Source organism: Enterobacter cloacae complex sp. P16RS2, from assembly GCF_014982155.1.
Lineage (GTDB): Bacteria > Pseudomonadota > Gammaproteobacteria > Enterobacterales > Enterobacteriaceae > Enterobacter > Enterobacter cloacae_M.
This window is the reverse complement of sequence record NZ_JADCKW010000019.1, coordinates 142524-160089: the sequence shown is the minus strand read 5'-3', so window position 1 is coordinate 160089 and position 17566 is coordinate 142524. Positions and strand designations below refer to the sequence as shown.

Here is a 17566-nt window from a genome sequence, read left to right as displayed (position 1 = left end):
GCGTTTGTAAGCCGTAGCCACTGATGACGGAACAATAAAATACAACGTATGAAAAAACGTATCCCCACCCTCCTGGCCACAATGATTGGCTCCGCCCTGTACAGTCAACAGGGGCTGGCGGCCGATCTCGCCTCGCAGTGTATGCTTGGCGTCCCAAGTTATAATCGCCCACTGGTGAGTGGCGATACAAATAGCTTGCCGGTAACCATTACTGCCGACAGTTCGAAAGGGACTTACCCTGACAATGCCACGTTTACGGGCAATGTCGATATTAACCAGGGCAATAGCCGCCTGCAGGCAGACGAAGTGCAGTTGCACCAGAAGCAGCCGGAAGGTGCGGCCGAGCCGGTACGAACGGTAGATGCGCTGGGTAATGTGCACTATGACGACAATCAGGTCATCCTGAAAGGTCCGAAAGCCTGGTCAAACCTGAATACTAAAGATACTAACGTCTGGAAAGGTGATTACCAGATGGTGGGTCGCCAGGGACGCGGCGACGCTGACCTGATGAAACAGCGCGGTGAAAACCGCTATACGATCCTGGAAAACGGTACGTTCACATCATGTCTGCCGGGTTCAAATACCTGGAGCGTGGTCGGGAGCGAGGTTATCCATGACCGCGAAGAGCAGGTCGCAGAGATCTGGAACGCCCGCTTTAAGCTGGGTCCAGTACCCATATTCTACAGCCCTTATCTGCAGCTTCCCGTCGGTGACAAACGTCGCTCCGGTTTCCTGATCCCGAATGCCAAATACAGCACGTCGAACTACTTTGAGTTCTACCTGCCGTATTACTGGAACATCGCGCCAAACATGGATGCGACGATCACGCCGCACTATATCCACAAGCGCGGCAACATCATGTGGGAAAACGAGTTCCGCTATCTGACCCACGCCGGTGCGGGTCTGATGGAGCTGGATTATCTGCCGTCGGATAAAGTCTTCCAGGACGAACATCCGACCGAAGGCGACAAGCACCGCTGGTTATTCTACTGGCAGCATGCCGGGGTGATGGATCAGGTATGGCGCTTTAATGTTGACTACACTAAAGTTAGCGATTCGTCTTATTTTAATGACTTCTCGTCCAAATACGGCTCAAGTACCGATGGCTATGCCACGCAGAAATTCAGCGTAGGCTATGCGGTACAGAACTTTGACGCCACCGTCTCGACTAAGCAATTCCAGGTATTTTCCGACCAGTCAACGCCTACATATGGGGCAGAGCCACAGCTGGACGTTAACTGGTATCAGAATGATGTGGGTCCATTCGACACCCGGGTTTACGCTCAGGCGGTACATTTCGTTAACACGGATTCGGACATGCCTGAAGCGACGCGTGTTCACCTTGAGCCGACGATCAATCTGCCGTGGTCTAACGACTGGGCGAGCCTGAATACCGAAGCCAAGCTGATGGCGACTCACTATCAGCAAAAAAATATCGATAATTACAATGCCAGTAGAAATGCCAACCTTGAAGAGTCGGTCAACCGAACGCTTCCGCAGTTCAAAATGGACGGGAAGCTGATCTTCGAACGTGATATGGCTCTGCTGGCGGATGGTTATACCCAGACGCTTGAACCGCGTATGCAGTATTTGTACGTGCCATACCGCGACCAGAGCAAAATCCAGAACTACGACTCCTCTTTACTGCAGTCTGACTACAGCGGCCTGTTCCGTGACCGTACTTACGGCGGTCTTGACCGCATCGCGTCTGCTAACCAGTTAACGACCGGCGTCACAACACGTGTTTATGATGATGCTGCCGTTGAACGTTTTAACGTTTCTGTTGGTCAAATCTACTATTTCACCGAGTCTCGTACCGGTGATGACAACATTAACTGGGAGAAAGATAACAAAACGGGATCGCTGGTCTGGGCGGGAGATACTTACTGGCGTATGACCGATCGTTGGGGTCTGCGCGGTGGTGTGCAATATGACACTCGCCTCGATAATATTGCCACAAGTAGTGCGGCTATTGAGTACCGTCGCGATGAAGACCGTATGGTCCAGTTGACGTATCGTTACGCCAGCCCGGAATATATTCAGGCAACATTGCCATCTTATGCTGGCTCTGAACGTTATAAAGACGGTATTTCGCAGGTGGGTGGCGCAGCGAGTTGGCCAATCGCCGACCGCTGGTCAATCGTAGGCGCATACTACTTCGACACTAACGCCAATAAAGCTGCTGACCAGATGGTGGGTCTGCAATATAACTCCTGCTGTTACGCGCTGCGTGTCGGCTACGAACGCAAGCTTAACGGCTGGGATACTCAAAACAATCAGAGCAAATACGATAACGTGATTGGCTTTAACTTCGAGTTACGCGGTCTGAGTTCCAACTACGGTCTGGGTACGCAGAAAATGCTGCGCTCGAATATTCTGCCGTACAGTAGCGCCTTGTAATATGCTTGATTTGCAACGTAATCCGCTTTGCGGTTAATTGAAATGGAAAAAGTATGAAGAACTGGAAAACGCTGCTGCTCGGTGTCGCTATGGTTGCGAATACCAGCTTCGCGGCCCCCCAGGTTGTTGATAAAGTCGCTGCTGTGGTTAACAACGGCGTCGTGCTTGAAAGTGACGTTGACGGACTGATGAAATCGGTGAAGCTCAATTCGGGCGAAGCCGGTCAACAGCTTCCGGATGACGCCACGCTGCGCCACCAGATCCTGGAGCGTCTGATCATGGATCAGATCGTTCTGCAGATGGGGCAGAAAATGGGTGTGAAGGTCACTGACGAGCAGCTCGATCAGGCGATCGCTAACATCGCGAAGCAGAACAATATGTCTTTAGACCAGATGCGCAGCCGCCTGGCCTATGACGGCATCAGCTACGCCACCTACCGTAACCAGATCCGTAAAGAGATGCTGATTTCGGAAGTGCGTAACAACGAAGTGCGTCGCCGCGTTACCATCCTGCCTCAGGAAGTTGACGCGCTGGCAAAACAGGTGGGTAACCAGAACGATGCGAGCACAGAGCTGAACCTGAGCCACATTCTGATCCCACTGCCAGAGAACCCAACGTCCGATCAGGCTGCGGAAGCCGAAAGCCAGGCGCGTTCTATTGTTGAACAGGCGCGTAACGGCGGCGACTTTGGCAAGCTGGCGATCACCTACTCCGCTGATCAACAGGCGCTGAAAGGCGGCCAGATGGGCTGGGGCCGTATTCAGGAGCTGCCATCCATCTTTGCCCAGGCGCTGAGCACGGCGAAGAAAGGGGATATCGTCGGTCCTATCCGTTCAGGCGTGGGCTTCCACATTCTGAAGGTGAACGATCTGCGCGGCCAGAGCCAAAATATCTCCGTCACCGAAGTTCACGCTCGCCACATTCTTCTGAAACCGTCACCGATCATGACTGACGATCAGGCGCGTGTGAAGCTGGAACAGATCGCAGCTGACATTAAGAGCGGTAAAACCTCATTTGCGAAAGCAGCAAAAGAGTTCTCTCAGGATCCAGGCTCAGCTAACCAGGGCGGCGATCTGGGCTGGGCGGCTGCAGATATCTACGATCCTGCCTTCCGCGATGCGTTGATGAAGCTGAACAAAGGCCAGATCAGCGCGCCGGTCCACTCTTCATTCGGCTGGCATCTGATCGAGCTGATGGACACCCGTAACGTTGATAAAACGGATGCGGCACAGAAAGACAGAGCCTACCGTATGCTGTTTAACCGTAAGTTCTCTGAAGAAGCAGCAACCTGGATGCAGGAACAACGCGCCAGCGCTTACGTGAAAGTTCTGAGCAACTAATGAAACAGCATCGTGTTGTTATCACGCCCGGCGAGCCCGCCGGGATTGGGCCTGACCTCGTTGTCCAGCTCGCCCAGCGCAGCTGGCCGGTAGAACTGGTTGTCTGTGCCGATGCAACACTGTTACAAGACCGGGCAACGCTGCTCGGTCTGCCTTTAACGCTCATCCCTTACGTTGAAGGCCAACAGCCTGCACCCCAGCAAGCCGGTACGCTCACCCTTCTTTCAGTTCCCCTTCGTACGCCGGTCAACCCGGGCCAGCTCAGCACGGAAAACGGTCACTATGTCGTTGAAACCCTTGCGCGCGCCTGCGACGGTTGCCTGAAGGGCGAATTTGCCGCTCTGATCACCGGCCCCGTCCACAAAGGCGTCATCAACGAAGCGGGTATACCGTTTACAGGGCATACGGAGTTCTTCGAAGAGCGCTCGCACAGCCCGAAAGTGGTGATGATGCTGGCGACGGAGGAGATGCGCGTTGCGCTGGTGACCACCCATCTGCCGATCAAAGCCATTCCTGACGCGATCACCCCTGAACTCCTGCGCGAGATCATCGGGATTTTGCATCACGATCTGCAGACAAAGTTTGGGATCCCGCAGCCGCACGTGCTGGTTTGTGGCCTCAATCCGCACGCCGGTGAAGGCGGGCACATGGGCACCGAAGAGATCGACACCATCATTCCGGTACTCAACGAAATGCGGGAGAAGGGGATGAACCTCAGCGGGCCGCTGCCTGCAGATACCCTTTTCCAGCCGAAATACCTGGATAATGCCGACGCCGTGCTCGCGATGTACCACGATCAGGGTCTGCCCGTGCTAAAATACCAGGGCTTTGGCCGCGGAGTGAATATCACCCTCGGTTTACCCTTTATTCGAACGTCCGTTGACCACGGTACTGCGCTGGATCTGGCAGGCCAGGGGAAAGCGGATGTCGGCAGTTTTATTACGGCGCTTAATCTCGCCATCAAAATGATTGTTAATACTCAATGACTAATCGAGTCCATCAGGGCCACTTAGCCCGTAAACGTTTCGGGCAAAACTTCCTTAACGATCAGTTCGTGATCGAAAGCATTGTCTCGGCTATTAATCCGCAAAAAGGTCAGGCGATGGTCGAAATCGGCCCGGGCCTTGCCGCGCTGACCGAGCCGGTAGGCGAACGCCTCGACGAGCTGACCGTCATCGAACTGGACCGCGATCTGGCCGCACGCCTGCAAACGCACCCGTTCCTCGGGCCGAAGCTGACCATCTATCAGCAGGACGCCATGACCATGAACTTTGGCGAGCTGTCCGAAAAAATGGGCCAGCCGCTGCGCGTCTTCGGCAACCTGCCGTACAACATCTCCACGCCGCTCATGTTTCACCTCTTTAGCTATACTGATGCCATTGCCGACATGCACTTCATGTTGCAAAAAGAGGTTGTTAACCGTCTGGTTGCAGGCCCGAACAGTAAAGCGTATGGTCGTTTAAGCGTGATGGCACAGTATTACTGCAACGTGATCCCGGTACTCGAAGTACCGCCGTCAGCGTTCACACCACCACCGAAAGTGGATTCAGCGGTTGTGCGCCTCGTGCCGCACAAGACGAAACCGTATCCGGTTAAAGATCTGCGCGTGCTGAGCCGCATTACCACAGAAGCCTTTAACCAGCGCCGTAAAACGATCCGTAACAGCCTGAGCAATTCGTTTACCGTTGAGGTGTTAGCCGAGCTGGGGATCGACCCGGCAATGCGTGCGGAGAACATTTCCGTAGAGCAGTACTGCAAGCTGGCTAATTACATCAGCGATAATGCGCCGCCGAAGGAGAGTTAAGCCATGATTGATTCGCCCCGCGTATGTGTCCATGTACAAAGCGTCTATGTTGAATCACAGTCCTCACCGGACGAAGAACGTTTTGTTTTCGCTTACACCGTGACCATTCGCAATCTGGGGCGGATGCCCGTGCAGCTGCGCGGGCGCTACTGGCTTATCACTAACGGCAATGGCCGCGAAATCGAAGTTCAGGGCGAAGGTGTGGTTGGTGAACAGCCCCACATCGCCCCTGGCGAAGAGTACCAGTACACCAGCGGCGCGGTGATTGAAACGCCGATGGGTACTATGCAAGGCCATTATGAAATGGTCGACGTCGATGGCAATGATTTCCGCGTTGCCATTCCTGTGTTCCGTCTCGCCGTAACCACACTCATTCATTAATCTAATGTCTACATATCTGATTGGCGACGTTCACGGTTGCTACGATGAACTGATCGCATTATTAAAACAGGTCGACTTTACGCCAGGACAGGACACGCTCTGGCTGACGGGCGATTTAGTCGCGCGTGGCCCCGGCTCCCTTGAAGTATTACGTTTCGTCAAATCGCTGGGCGACAGCGTCCGCATGGTGCTGGGCAATCACGATCTGCATCTGCTGGCGGTTTTCGCCGGGATCAGCCGCAACAAGCCTAAAGATCGCCTCACCCCACTGCTGGATGCGCCGGACGCAGACGATCTGATTAACTGGCTGCGCCGTCAGCCCCTGCTGCAGATCGACGAAGAGAAAAAGCTGGTCATGGCGCATGCCGGAATCACGCCACAATGGGATCTTGAGACGGCGAAAACCTGCGCGCGTGACGTTGAGGCGGTGCTAGCGAGCGACTCGTATCCTTTCTTCCTCGATGCCATGTACGGCGATATGCCAAACCACTGGAGCGAGGATCTCAGCGGTCTGGCCCGTCTGCGCTTTATCACCAACGCGTTCACCCGCATGCGTTTCTGCTTCCCGAACGGACAGCTGGATATGTATTCCAAAGAGACGCCGGAGAGCGCGCCCGCTCCGCTGAAACCGTGGTTTGCCATTCCGGGGCCGGTGACAAGCGAGTACAGCGTGGTATTTGGCCACTGGGCTGCGCTGGAAGGAAAAGGAACACCGGAAGGGATTTACGGTCTGGATACCGGATGCTGCTGGGGCGGAGAGTTAACCTGCTTACGCTGGGAAGATAAAGCTTACTTTGTGCAGCCGTCCAACCGACAGCTGGACTTAGGGGAAAGTGAGGCCGTTGCCTCCTGATACGCTATTCCCTCTCCCGGTCGGGAGAGGGAAAATCACTTAACGACGTTCCAGAATCTCGAAGCAGTAGCTGTGGGAGTTCTGTGCATCCGCGTCGTGGAATTCACTGAAAACCGATTCCCACTCGTCCGGATCGTAGTCCGGGAAATGGGTATCCCCTTCCACTTCTGCATCAATGTGGGTCAGATACAGCTTCTGCGCTTTTGGCAGGAACTGCTCGTACACGCGCCCACCGCCAATCACCATGATCTCTTCGGCACTGCCGCATGCAGCAATCGCCTCGTCTACTGATTTTACCCATTCGACGCGATCGTCAGTGCCCGGCTGGCTGCTGATAACGATATTCTTACGGCCCGGCAATGGACGACCAATCGACTCCCAGGTCAGGCGGCCCATCACTACCGGCTTGTTTAACGTAGTACGTTTAAACCATGCGAGATCGGCAGGCAGGTTCCACGGCATGGCATTTTCCATACCGATAACGCGGTCCACCGCCAGCGCTGCAATCAGACTGATCATTGAAAATTTCCCGGATGCAAAAAATTGCCGCCACTATACGGAAAGCTTAATCTTTCGTCGACTGGCGGCAGAGTAAAGATAAAGAAATTTTTTAATATTGCTGGCAACTCCACTTCACGCAGAAGGTTTACTCTCGGGCTCGTCAGCCGGATCGCCGGTATGCTTGCCCTCTTCCGTGCCCTGCCAGCCGTGACGCTGGATCAGCGACAGGTGGTTACGGTCCTCGTTAATGATTTCCGTCAGCATCGCGCTGGTGCGTTTGAACACCGCCGCGCGCTCGGTGGCCGTACTGCCGGCCATCGCCGCCATCTCTTCAACCATCTCGGTATTAAAGCGGCGGAACAGGTCTGCACGCTCACGCGCTTCATACGCCCCGAGCCCCAGGTTTTCCAGCGCCACTCGGCCAGACTTCAGCGCACCTTCGAACGTTTCACGTTCAGGCGCCTCTACGCCAGCCTGTCGCAGCCGGATGTAGTGATCCACATCGCGCGCGCGGGAGATAATAGTCAGCGCCGGGAAATGCTCTTTTACCAGCTCCACCATCTGCATGCTGGTTTCCGGATCGTCAATGGCGTTAATCAACACCTCGGCTTTTGCCGCCCCGGCGGATTCCAGCAGATCGACGCGGGTCGCATCGCCGTAAAACACCTTCATATCAAATTTACGCAGGGTATCGACATGGTCGGGATCGTGATCGAGGATGACCATTTTCACCCCGCTCGACAGCAGTAAACGACCCACGATCTGCCCGTAGCGGCCAAATCCGGCGATGATGACGCGCGGCTGCTCCTCGTCGATCTCGTCGGCCTCGCGCTCCTGCTCGCTGCCCGATTTTTCCAGGCGCGTCAGCACCACCAGCAGCACCGGCGTCGCCGCCATCGACAGTGCCACCGCCAGCGTCAGCACCTTCGCCCACTCGGGATCGAGCACGTTTGCCATCTGCGCGGCGCCAAAGACCACGAACGCAAATTCACTCCCCTGCCCCAGCAGCACGGCGAACCAGCGGCGTTGCCTGCCCGGCACGTTCAATGGGCGAGCAATCAGCCACAGCATCACCATTTTAATGACCAGGAAGCCGACGAGCAGGATGACGATCCGCAGCGGGTGCGTCACCAGCGTGCCGAAATCGACGGACATCCCGACGCCGATGAAAAACAGCCCCAGCAGCAGTCCTTTGAACGGCTCGATATCGCTTTCCAGCGCGTGACGGTATTCAGAGCTCGCCAGCAGAACGCCTGCGAGGAACGCCCCCATCGCCATCGATAGCCCGGCCTCCTCCAGCAGCAGACCGAAGCCAAACACCAGGAACAGCGCCACGGCGCTGAACACTTCGCGCAGGCCAGAGCGGGCAACAAACCGCAGCAGCGGGCGGGTCACGTAGCGGCCAAGCAGCACCACCAGCGCCAGCGCGCCCGCCACCTTCAGCGCCGACAGCGCAAAAGCGCCCAGCGTGGTAGACGAACCGCTGGCCGCCAGCAGCGGGATCATCGCCACCAGCGGGATAGCGGCAATGTCCTGGAACAGCAGCACTGAGAACGCGCTGCGTCCCATCTGGGATACCGTCAGATTTCGCTCGTTCATCGCCTGCATGGCAATCGCCGTGGAGGAGAGCGCCAGCGTCATGCCGATGAGCTCTGCCACTTTCCAGTCCATACCCAACAGGATGCAGAACCCACCCAGCAGCAGGCCGCAGGCCACCATCTGCAGCGCGCCGCCGCCAAATACCGAGGCGCGAAGCTTCCACAGCCGCTGCGGGTCGAGCTCCAGGCCAATCACAAACAGCATCAGCACCACGCCGATTTCAGCGAAATGGAGAATCGCCTCGGCATCCGTGACCAGCCGAAAGCCCCACGGCCCAATGACGCAGCCCGCAATCAGGTAGCCGAGCACCGAACCCAGCCCCAGGCGTACCGCCACGGGCACAATCAGCGCCGCCGCGCCGAGGTAAATCAGCGCCTGTATCAGCGTATGGCTATCCATGGTGCGTCTCCTGCCACTCAAGTAAGCGTTGTTTATAATGGCGAGCCTGCGCCTGCAGCGTTTCATCGTCGCAAACAAACGTGCAGTGCATCGCAAACGGCGGGAGCCAGTTCAGGCCGCAATAGAGCGCAGTCGCCTGCAGCGGCTGCGCCAGGACGTCAAAACCCGGGAAGGAACCGATATCAAAATGGCTTTCACCGCCGCCGGTGGTGACCGCCCACATCAGGCTTTTTCCTTTTAGCGCATTGCCGTTGTGTCCGTACGCCCAGCCGTGGGAGAAGACTTTATCGATCCACAGCTTCAGGAGCGGGGGCGTGCTGTACCACTGCATCGGATGCTGCCAGATAATCAGATCGGCACGGGAAAGCGCCTCCTGCTCGGCGGCGATATCGATATTAAAATCGGGATAGAGTTGATAGAGGGAACGTATCTCTACGTTATCAAGCGTCCTTACCTGCTCAAGCATCCGCTTATTCGCATGCGAGTGCTGCGGATAAGGATGGGCATAAATTATCAGAATCATTGATTAGCCTGTTGTTACTGCTTTCTTTTAACAAAAGAGTGTAGTCAGTAATTCAACAGGCTAATAGTGAATATTATTGACGGGCTTACGTCAGAATTCTGAATTAGTTATCCAGCTCGCCCATGGATTTAACCTGGTCACGGTTGATCTGCTCGGTTTGACCGGTTTCGGCGTTTTTATACGACACCAGACCGGTATCGTCATCTACCTGCGGTTTGCCGTCGGTGACAATGGTTTTGCCATCGGTGGTTTTTACGGCCTGATTAGACGAACAGCCCGCAACGGTAAACATTGTCGTGGCAGCCAGAACGGAAGCGATCAGTAATTTATTTTGCATGGTGTTTTCCCCTGCTCTCAGTTGAATTTCGTTATCGACCTAACCATTTTAGGCTAACTGACTGAATGCGGATGAAAAACCAGAAGGTTCTGAAGATGGGAGAATGCCCGGCAACCGAACGGCACCGGGCATTTTTACTTACTTGCTAATCTGCGCGTGCATTTCCTGAACCGAAATCACCTTCTCGGTGGCATCCGCGTTCAGCGCCATGGCCGTCGCGAAACCGCCGTTCAGGGTGGTGTCGTAGTGCACTTTGTACTGCAGCGCGCTGCGGCGAATCAGCTTGGAGTCTTCAATCGCCTGGCGGCCTGCGGTGGTGTTGATGATGTAGGTGTATTCGCCATTCTTGATACGGTCCTGAATGTGCGGACGACCTTCATGCACCTTGTTCACCAGACGCGGGTTGATGCCGGCTTCGCCCAGCACAATCGCGGTACCGTGGGTCGCGTCCAGCTCGAAGCCCTGTTTCAGCAGCTTGGCGGCCAGGTCAACCACGCGCTCTTTATCGCCTTCACGAACGGAGAGCAGCGCACGGCCTGATTTTCTCATGGTGGAGCTACTGCCCAGCTGCGCCTTCGCGAACGCTTCTGCGAAGGTGCGGCCCACGCCCATCACTTCCCCGGTAGAGCGCATTTCTGGCCCTAACAGCGGGTCAACGCCCGGGAATTTGTTGAACGGCAGCACCACTTCTTTCACCGAGTAGTACGGTGGAATGATCTCTTTGGTCACGCCCTGCTGCGCCAGCGTCTGGCCCGCCATCACGCGCGCCGCGACTTTCGCCAGCGGTACGCCGGTGGCTTTGGAGACGAACGGTACGGTACGTGCCGCACGCGGGTTCACTTCAATCAGATAGACTTCGTTGTCTTTCACCGCGAACTGGACGTTCATCAGACCGCGAACCTGCAGCTCGAAGGCCAGCTTCTGCACCTGCTGGCGCATCACGTCCTGAATCTCCTGGCTCAGCGTGTACGCCGGCAGAGAACAGGCGGAGTCGCCGGAGTGCACGCCAGCCTGCTCGATGTGCTCCATGATGCCGCCAATCAGCACCATTTCGCCGTCGCAGATGGCGTCAACGTCCACTTCCACAGCGTCGTCGAGGAAGCGGTCGAGCAGCACTGGCGCATCGTTAGACACGCTCACCGCGGTCTGGAAGTAGCGACGCAGGTCGGCCTCGTCATAAACGATTTCCATCGCGCGGCCGCCCAGCACGTAGGAAGGACGCACCACCAGCGGGTAGCCAATCTCTTTCGCCTTCTCAACGGCCATTTCAATGGCGGTCACGGTGGCGTTCGCCGGCTGTTTCAGCTTCAGACGGTCAACCGCCTGCTGGAAACGCTCGCGGTCTTCCGCACGGTCAATCGCGTCCGGGCTGGTGCCGATAACCGGCACGCCTGCTGCTTCCAGCGCGCGCGCCAGCTTCAGCGGGGTCTGGCCGCCGTACTGCACGATAACGCCTTTTGGCTTCTCGATGCGCACGATTTCCAGCACGTCTTCCAGGGTAACCGGCTCGAAGTAGAGGCGGTCAGAGGTGTCGTAGTCGGTAGAGACGGTTTCCGGGTTACAGTTGACCATGATGGTCTCGTAACCGTCTTCGCGCAGCGCCAGGGAGGCGTGTACGCAGCAGTAGTCGAACTCGATGCCCTGGCCGATACGGTTTGGACCGCCGCCCAGCACCATAATCTTGTCGCGGTCGACGGACGGGTTCGCTTCACACTCGTCTTCATAGGTGGAGTACATGTAGGCGGTGTCGGTCGAGAATTCAGCCGCACAGGTGTCCACGCGCTTGTAGACCGGGTGCAGGTCGTACTGGTCGCGCAGCTTGCGGATTTCCGCTTCGCGCACGCCCGCCAGCTTAGCCAGACGCGCGTCGGCGAAGCCTTTACGCTTCAGCACGCGCAGGAAGTCAGCGTCCAGGCCGGTGATACCCAGCTCAGCGACCTGTTCTTCCAGACGCACCAGCTCTTCAATCTGCACCAGGAACCAGCGGTCGATGTTGGTCAGGTTGAACACGCCGTCGACGGACAGGCCAGCACGGAAGGCATCTGCGATATACCAGATACGCTCTGCGCCCGCGTCTTTCAGCTCGCGGCGGATTTTGGTCAGCGCTTCCGGGTCGTCCAGGCTCACTTTCGGGTCGAAGCCGGTCGCGCCCACTTCGAGGCCGCGCAGCGCTTTCTGCAGGGATTCCTGCTGCGTGCGGCCAATTGCCATCACTTCACCGACAGATTTCATCTGGGTGGTCAGACGGTCGTTCGCGCCCGCGAATTTCTCGAAGTTGAAGCGAGGAATTTTGGTGACAACGTAGTCGATAGACGGCTCGAAGGACGCAGGCGTGCGGCCACCGGTGATGTCGTTCATCAGCTCGTCGAGGGTGTAGCCCACCGCCAGCTTCGCCGCCACTTTCGCAATCGGGAAGCCGGTCGCTTTAGAGGCCAGCGCGGAGGAACGGGACACGCGCGGGTTCATTTCGATAACAATCAGACGGCCGGTTTTCGGGTTCACCGAGAACTGCACGTTAGAACCGCCGGTTTCCACGCCGATTTCACGCAGTACCGCCATCGAGGCGTTACGCATGATTTGATACTCTTTGTCGGTCAGGGTCTGGGCTGGCGCAACGGTGATGGAGTCGCCGGTGTGGATACCCATCGCATCGAAGTTTTCGATGGAGCAGACGATGATGCAGTTGTCGTTTTTATCACGCACCACTTCCATCTCGTACTCTTTCCAGCCAATCAGCGATTCATCAATCAGCAGCTCTTTGGTTGGGGAGAGATCCAGACCGCGTTCGCAAATCTCTTCGAACTCTTCGCGGTTGTAGGCGATGCCGCCGCCGGTGCCGCCCATGGTGAACGATGGGCGGATGATGCACGGATAGCCCACGTCAGCCGCAACGGCCAGCGCTTCTTCCATGTTGTGTGCGATACCGGAACGCGCGGTGTCGAGGCCGATTTTCTTCATCGCCACGTCGAAGCGGCGACGGTCTTCTGCTTTATCAATCGCGTCGGCGGTCGCACCAATCATGGTCACGCCGAACTCTTCCAGCACGCCCTGACGCTCCAGCTCCAGCGCACAGTTCAGCGCCGTCTGGCCGCCCATGGTTGGCAGCACCGCGTCCGGACGCTCTTTCTCGATGATTTTACGCACCACTTCCCAGTGAATCGGCTCGATGTAGGTTGCATCTGCCATTTCCGGGTCGGTCATGATGGTTGCCGGGTTAGAGTTTACCAGGATAACGCGGTAACCCTCTTCACGCAGGGCTTTACACGCCTGCGCGCCGGAGTAGTCGAATTCGCAGGCCTGGCCGATGACGATCGGGCCAGCGCCAAGGATCAGGATGCTTTTTATGTCTGTACGTTTTGGCATTGTCTTCTCGGCTCCTGATTATTTAGCGGTCTTACGGTATTGCTCGATAAGTTCGATGAAGTGATCGAACAGCGGCGCGGCATCGTGTGGGCCCGGGCTGGCTTCCGGGTGACCCTGGAAGCTGAATGCTGGCTTATCGGTGCGATGAATCCCCTGCAGGGTGCCATCGAACAGCGACTTATGGGTCACGCGCAGGTTAGCCGGCATCGAGGCTTCATCGACGGCAAAGCCGTGGTTCTGCGCGGTGATCATCACCGTGTTGTTGTCGATGTCTTTCACCGGGTGGTTACCACCGTGGTGGCCGAACTTCATCTTAACGGTGTTCGCACCGCTCGCCAGCGCCAGCAGCTGATGGCCAAGGCAGATGCCGAATACCGGGATGTCGGTTTCCAGGAAGGACTTGATAGCGGCGATGGCGTAATCGCACGGCGCCGGGTCGCCAGGACCGTTAGACAGGAAAATACCGTCCGGATTCATCTTCAGCACGTCTTCGGCAGACGTTTGTGCCGGAACCACCGTCAGGCGGCAGCCGCGGTCAACCAGCATGCGCAGGATGTTGCGCTTGGCGCCGAAATCGTAGGCCACCACGTGGAACGGCAGCTCGCTCTCTTTTTTCGCTTCCGGCAGGTCGCCTTCCAGCGTCCAGCTACCCTGGGTCCAGCTGTAGGCTTCAGCGGTCGTCACTTCTTTCGCCAGGTCCATGCCGTTCAGGCCCGGGAAGGCTTTCGCTTTTTCCAGCGCCAGCGTCGCATCGAGGTTATCACCCGCGATGATGCAGCCGTTCTGTGCACCCTTCTCGCGCAGCAGACGCGTTAACTTACGGGTATCGATATCGGCAATCGCCACGATGTTATGGCGCTTCAGGTAAGAAGAGAGATCTTCGGTATTGCGGAAGTTGCTGGCAATCAGCGGCAGGTCGCGGATGACCAGGCCTTGCGCATGTACCTGAGAAGATTCTTCGTCAGCCGCGTTGGTGCCAACATTGCCGATATGAGGATAAGTAAGGGTAACGATTTGGCGAGAATAGGAAGGATCAGTGAGGATTTCTTGATAACCGGTCATTGAAGTATTGAAAACGACTTCCCCAACCGCCGAACCCGTTGCCCCTATGGCCCGACCGATAAACTGGGTTCCGTCTTCCAGAACCAATAGCGCTGACTTAATCAAAACACCCTCCAGAGAATATTCACTCACTTTATTTGCATATTAATTCATAGCATGTCATGGATCAATGCAAATGTGTTGCCAGCGGATTTTTGGCAAACGGCGGCATTCTGGAGATTTGGTTGGTAAAAGTCAACTTAAAACGGATATTTTGCTTAGCCTTTTGCAAGCCTGGCGAGCGGAACAGAGCTTAAGCGACAAAAAGATCAGGTAAATCACCGCAGAAAACGCTTGCGCGCCGGGTTTAATAAAAAATGTCGTGTTGGAGCATGAAAAAGTAGACCGGATGGTCAAAATTTACATTTCAGTAACGTTAAAACGCTATAAGAGATATATTTTTAGAGCATTAAGTAAAATCACGCGATGAAACAGATAAAATAAAAGGGCAATAAAATATTGCCCTATGCAATCAAACAATTACGACTGCAATAACCACATCACGATGGGTAATAATGCTTACAAATTGTTGAGATCTAGCACGTCTCTCATATCAAAAAGGCCGTCTTTCTTGTTTTTAAGCCACAAAGCGGAACGTACCGCACCGTTGGCGAACGTCATTCGGCTGGAGGCTTTATGCGTAATTTCGACGCGCTCTCCTATATCGGCGAACATCGCCGTGTGTTCGCCGACGATGTCACCCGCTCGCACGGTTGCGAAGCCAATGGTGCCAGGAACGCGTTCGCCGGTGTAACCTTCACGGGTATAGACCGCGCAGTCTTTTAAATCTTTATCAAGTGCATGAGCAATCGCTTCGCCCATCGCCAGCGCCGTACCCGATGGCGCATCAACTTTGTAACGGTGGTGAGCTTCTACGATCTCAATATCGGTATAGTTGCCCATCACCTTCGCGGCCTTCTCCAGCAGCTTCAGCATGACGTTAACGCCCACGCTGAAGTTTGCGGCGAAGACAATCGCAATCTCTTTTGATGCATCATGGATAGCCTGCTTACCCGCATCGTCAAAACCGGTGGTGCCAATCACCATTCCCTTGCCGTGCTGGCGACAAAACGCCAGATGCGCGAGCGTTCCTTCCGGGCGGGTAAAATCGATGAATACATCGAAGTCATCTTTTACCGCCTCCAGGCTGCTTTGCACGGTAACGCCCGTGTGGCCAGCGCCTGCCAGCTCACCGGCATCGGTCCCCAGAAGCGACGAACCTTCACGCTCCAGTGCCGCGCCAAGCGCGACGCCATCCATCTGAAGTGCCGCCTGAATAAGCTGACGGCCCATACGTCCACCCGCGCCCGCAATAGCGACACGGATCTGTGCATCATGCATAGTTATTCTCTTACGTTAAAATGATGTAAACCGTTTTCAGATTAACCAGCCTTGAGAAGCACTGCCAACTGAAAACACCGATAATTAGAATTTAACGTGAAACGGACTTAAATATCAGTAAAAGACATGATTTTGTCGTCACGATAAAGTAACGGGTAAAAAAAAGGCCAGCACAGGAGGTGCTGGCCTTTCATCAGAAAAAGGTCTATTCAACTTCGCGGGCGTCGATGCGCAGTTCTTTCGGGACTTCGAAAACGATGTTCTCTTCACGTCCTTCCAGCGGCACCGCTTCGCCGCCGCCCAGCTCCTGCAGGCGGGTAATCACGTTTTGCACCAGAATATCCGGCGCGGAAGCGCCTGCGGTGACGCCTACACATTTTGCCTCTTTCACCCACGCTTCCTGAATGTCCGTCGCATCGTCAATCAGGAACGCCGCTTTCCCCATACGCTGCGCCAGTTCGGCCAGACGGTTGGAGTTAGACGAGTTTTTGGAGCCGACGACCAGCACCACATCCGCCTGTTCAGCCAGTGCGCGCACCGCTTCCTGACGGTTAGTGGTCGCGTAGCAGATATCATCCTTACGCGGGCCGACGATCTTCGGGAAGCGCTGACGCAGCGCGTCAATCACGTCTGAGGTATCGTCTACGGAGAGCGTCGTCTGGGTCATAAACGACAGACGGGCCTCATTTTTAACGTTCAGCGTAAAGACATCTTCAGGCGACTCAACCAGGTACATCCCCCCTTCCGGGTTGCTGTACTGGCCCATGGTGCCTTCGACTTCCGGATGACCGGCATGGCCAATCAGAATCGACTCTTCACCACGACGGCTGGCGCGCGCCACTTCCATATGCACTTTTGTCACCAGCGGACAGGTGGCATCGAATACGGTCAGATCGCGGCTTTTCGCTTCGTTACGTACCGCCTGCGAGACGCCGTGCGCGGAGAAGATCAGGATCGCACCGTCCGGCACTTCGCTGATCTGCTCAATGAAGATGGCGCCGCGCTCGCGCAGGCTGTCGACCACGTAGCGGTTGTGCACCACTTCGTGACGCACATAAATCGGCGCGCCGTAAATCTCCAGCGCGTTTTCAACAATGCTGATAGCGCGGTCTACACCGGCGCAGAAGCCGCGCGGGTTAGCCAACAGGATCTGCATTTCAGGCCTCCAGTGCAGGATCGATTTCCAGCACTTCAACATCAAAATGAACGGTACGCCCGGCAAGCGGATGGTTGAAGTCAACGGTAATAGAGTCGCCGTTGATTTCGCGGATCACGCCAGGCATTTCGCTGCCGTCCATAGCGGTAAAGAGCATAATCGCTCCGATCTCCGGTTCACCCGCGTCCATAAACTCGCGGCGCGAGAAATACTGGATCAGGTCCGGACTCGGCACACCAAACGCGGCATCCGGCTCCAGCGAAAAGGCTTTTTTCTCTCCCTCTTTCAGGCCCAGAAGCTGCTGCTCAAGACCTTCAGACAGGGAGGTATCGCCAAGACGAAACAGGGCCGGTTTGCCGTTATTGCGGGTGGATTCGGCCGTGGAGCCGTCATCCAGCTTCAGCGTGAAGTGAACGAGAACCGCGCTGTTGCTCTGTACGGATTTAGACATGCAAATTGCTCGCTTGT

Annotated in this window: 15 protein-coding genes; 6 read left to right on the top strand and 9 right to left on the bottom strand. The window is 56.0% G+C overall.

The window, feature by feature from the left end:
* The first annotated feature begins 48 nt into the window (after nt 1–48).
* The 6 genes from lptD to apaH are packed head-to-tail and all read left to right on the top strand — an operon-like array spanning nt 49 to nt 6778.
* Nucleotides 49–2400, top strand: a complete 2352-nt coding sequence (lptD, locus tag INF68_RS13900; protein WP_109845584.1) for an LPS assembly protein LptD — start codon at nt 49–51, stop codon at nt 2398–2400.
* Nucleotides 2401–2453: 53 nt separating this feature from the next.
* Nucleotides 2454–3740 (top strand): peptidylprolyl isomerase SurA, encoded by a 1287-nt coding sequence (gene surA, locus INF68_RS13895; protein WP_023310364.1) that lies wholly within the window; start codon nt 2454–2456, stop codon nt 3738–3740.
* A complete protein-coding gene (pdxA, locus tag INF68_RS13890; RefSeq protein ID WP_109845586.1) occupies nt 3740–4726 on the top strand; it encodes a 4-hydroxythreonine-4-phosphate dehydrogenase PdxA in 987 nt (328 codons plus the stop codon). The genes surA and pdxA overlap by 1 nt, the downstream gene beginning before the upstream one ends.
* Entirely contained in the window at nt 4723–5544 is an 822-nt protein-coding gene (rsmA, locus tag INF68_RS13885; RefSeq protein ID WP_023310362.1) for a 16S rRNA (adenine(1518)-N(6)/adenine(1519)-N(6))-dimethyltransferase RsmA, read from the top strand. Before pdxA ends, rsmA begins: the two co-directional genes overlap by 4 nt.
* A 3-nt stretch (nt 5545–5547) precedes the next feature.
* Nucleotides 5548–5925, top strand: a complete 378-nt coding sequence (apaG, locus tag INF68_RS13880; RefSeq protein ID WP_023310361.1) for a Co2+/Mg2+ efflux protein ApaG — start codon at nt 5548–5550, stop codon at nt 5923–5925.
* Between the two features lie 4 nt (nt 5926–5929).
* Nucleotides 5930–6778 carry a bis(5'-nucleosyl)-tetraphosphatase (symmetrical) ApaH gene (gene apaH / locus INF68_RS13875; protein WP_023310360.1) on the top strand — a complete coding sequence of 283 codons (849 nt, stop codon included), beginning with the start codon at nt 5930–5932 and terminating at the stop codon, nt 6776–6778.
* 39 nt (nt 6779–6817) lie between these two features.
* On the opposite strand, the gene folA is transcribed toward apaH, so the two are convergent.
* From folA to fkpB, 9 genes are all read right to left on the bottom strand, one after another.
* Nucleotides 6818–7297, bottom strand: coding sequence for a type 3 dihydrofolate reductase (folA, locus tag INF68_RS13870; RefSeq protein ID WP_109845587.1), 480 nt, complete (start codon nt 7295–7297; stop codon nt 6818–6820).
* Nucleotides 7298–7411: 114 nt separating this feature from the next.
* Nucleotides 7412–9277: a glutathione-regulated potassium-efflux system protein KefC gene (gene kefC, locus INF68_RS13865; RefSeq protein ID WP_193525329.1), complete on the bottom strand. Its 1866-nt coding sequence runs from the start codon at nt 9275–9277 to the stop codon at nt 7412–7414.
* The gene (gene kefF / locus INF68_RS13860) at nt 9270–9800 is read right to left on the bottom strand and encodes a glutathione-regulated potassium-efflux system oxidoreductase KefF (protein WP_023310358.1); all 531 of its coding nucleotides are present in this window, start codon (nt 9798–9800) and stop codon (nt 9270–9272) included. The genes kefC and kefF overlap by 8 nt, the downstream gene beginning before the upstream one ends.
* Nucleotides 9801–9903: 103 nt before the next feature.
* Nucleotides 9904–10137, bottom strand: a complete 234-nt coding sequence (locus tag INF68_RS13855; RefSeq protein ID WP_023310357.1) for a YgdI/YgdR family lipoprotein — start codon at nt 10135–10137, stop codon at nt 9904–9906.
* A gap of 138 nt (nt 10138–10275) precedes the next feature.
* A complete protein-coding gene (gene carB / locus INF68_RS13850) occupies nt 10276–13500 on the bottom strand; it encodes a carbamoyl-phosphate synthase large subunit (RefSeq protein WP_023310356.1) in 3225 nt (1074 codons plus the stop codon).
* Nucleotides 13501–13518: 18 nt separating this feature from the next.
* A complete protein-coding gene (carA, locus tag INF68_RS13845; RefSeq protein WP_010427050.1) occupies nt 13519–14667 on the bottom strand; it encodes a glutamine-hydrolyzing carbamoyl-phosphate synthase small subunit in 1149 nt (382 codons plus the stop codon).
* Between the two features lie 453 nt (nt 14668–15120).
* Nucleotides 15121–15942 carry a 4-hydroxy-tetrahydrodipicolinate reductase gene (gene dapB, locus INF68_RS13840; RefSeq protein WP_126786322.1) on the bottom strand — a complete coding sequence of 274 codons (822 nt, stop codon included), beginning with the start codon at nt 15940–15942 and terminating at the stop codon, nt 15121–15123.
* A gap of 205 nt (nt 15943–16147) precedes the next feature.
* Nucleotides 16148–17098 (bottom strand): 4-hydroxy-3-methylbut-2-enyl diphosphate reductase, encoded by a 951-nt coding sequence (gene ispH, locus INF68_RS13835; RefSeq protein WP_126786321.1) that lies wholly within the window; start codon nt 17096–17098, stop codon nt 16148–16150.
* A gap of 1 nt (nt 17099) precedes the next feature.
* The gene (fkpB, locus tag INF68_RS13830) at nt 17100–17549 is read right to left on the bottom strand and encodes an FKBP-type peptidyl-prolyl cis-trans isomerase (protein ID WP_003856450.1); all 450 of its coding nucleotides are present in this window, start codon (nt 17547–17549) and stop codon (nt 17100–17102) included.
* Nucleotides 17550–17566 lie beyond the last annotated feature (17 nt).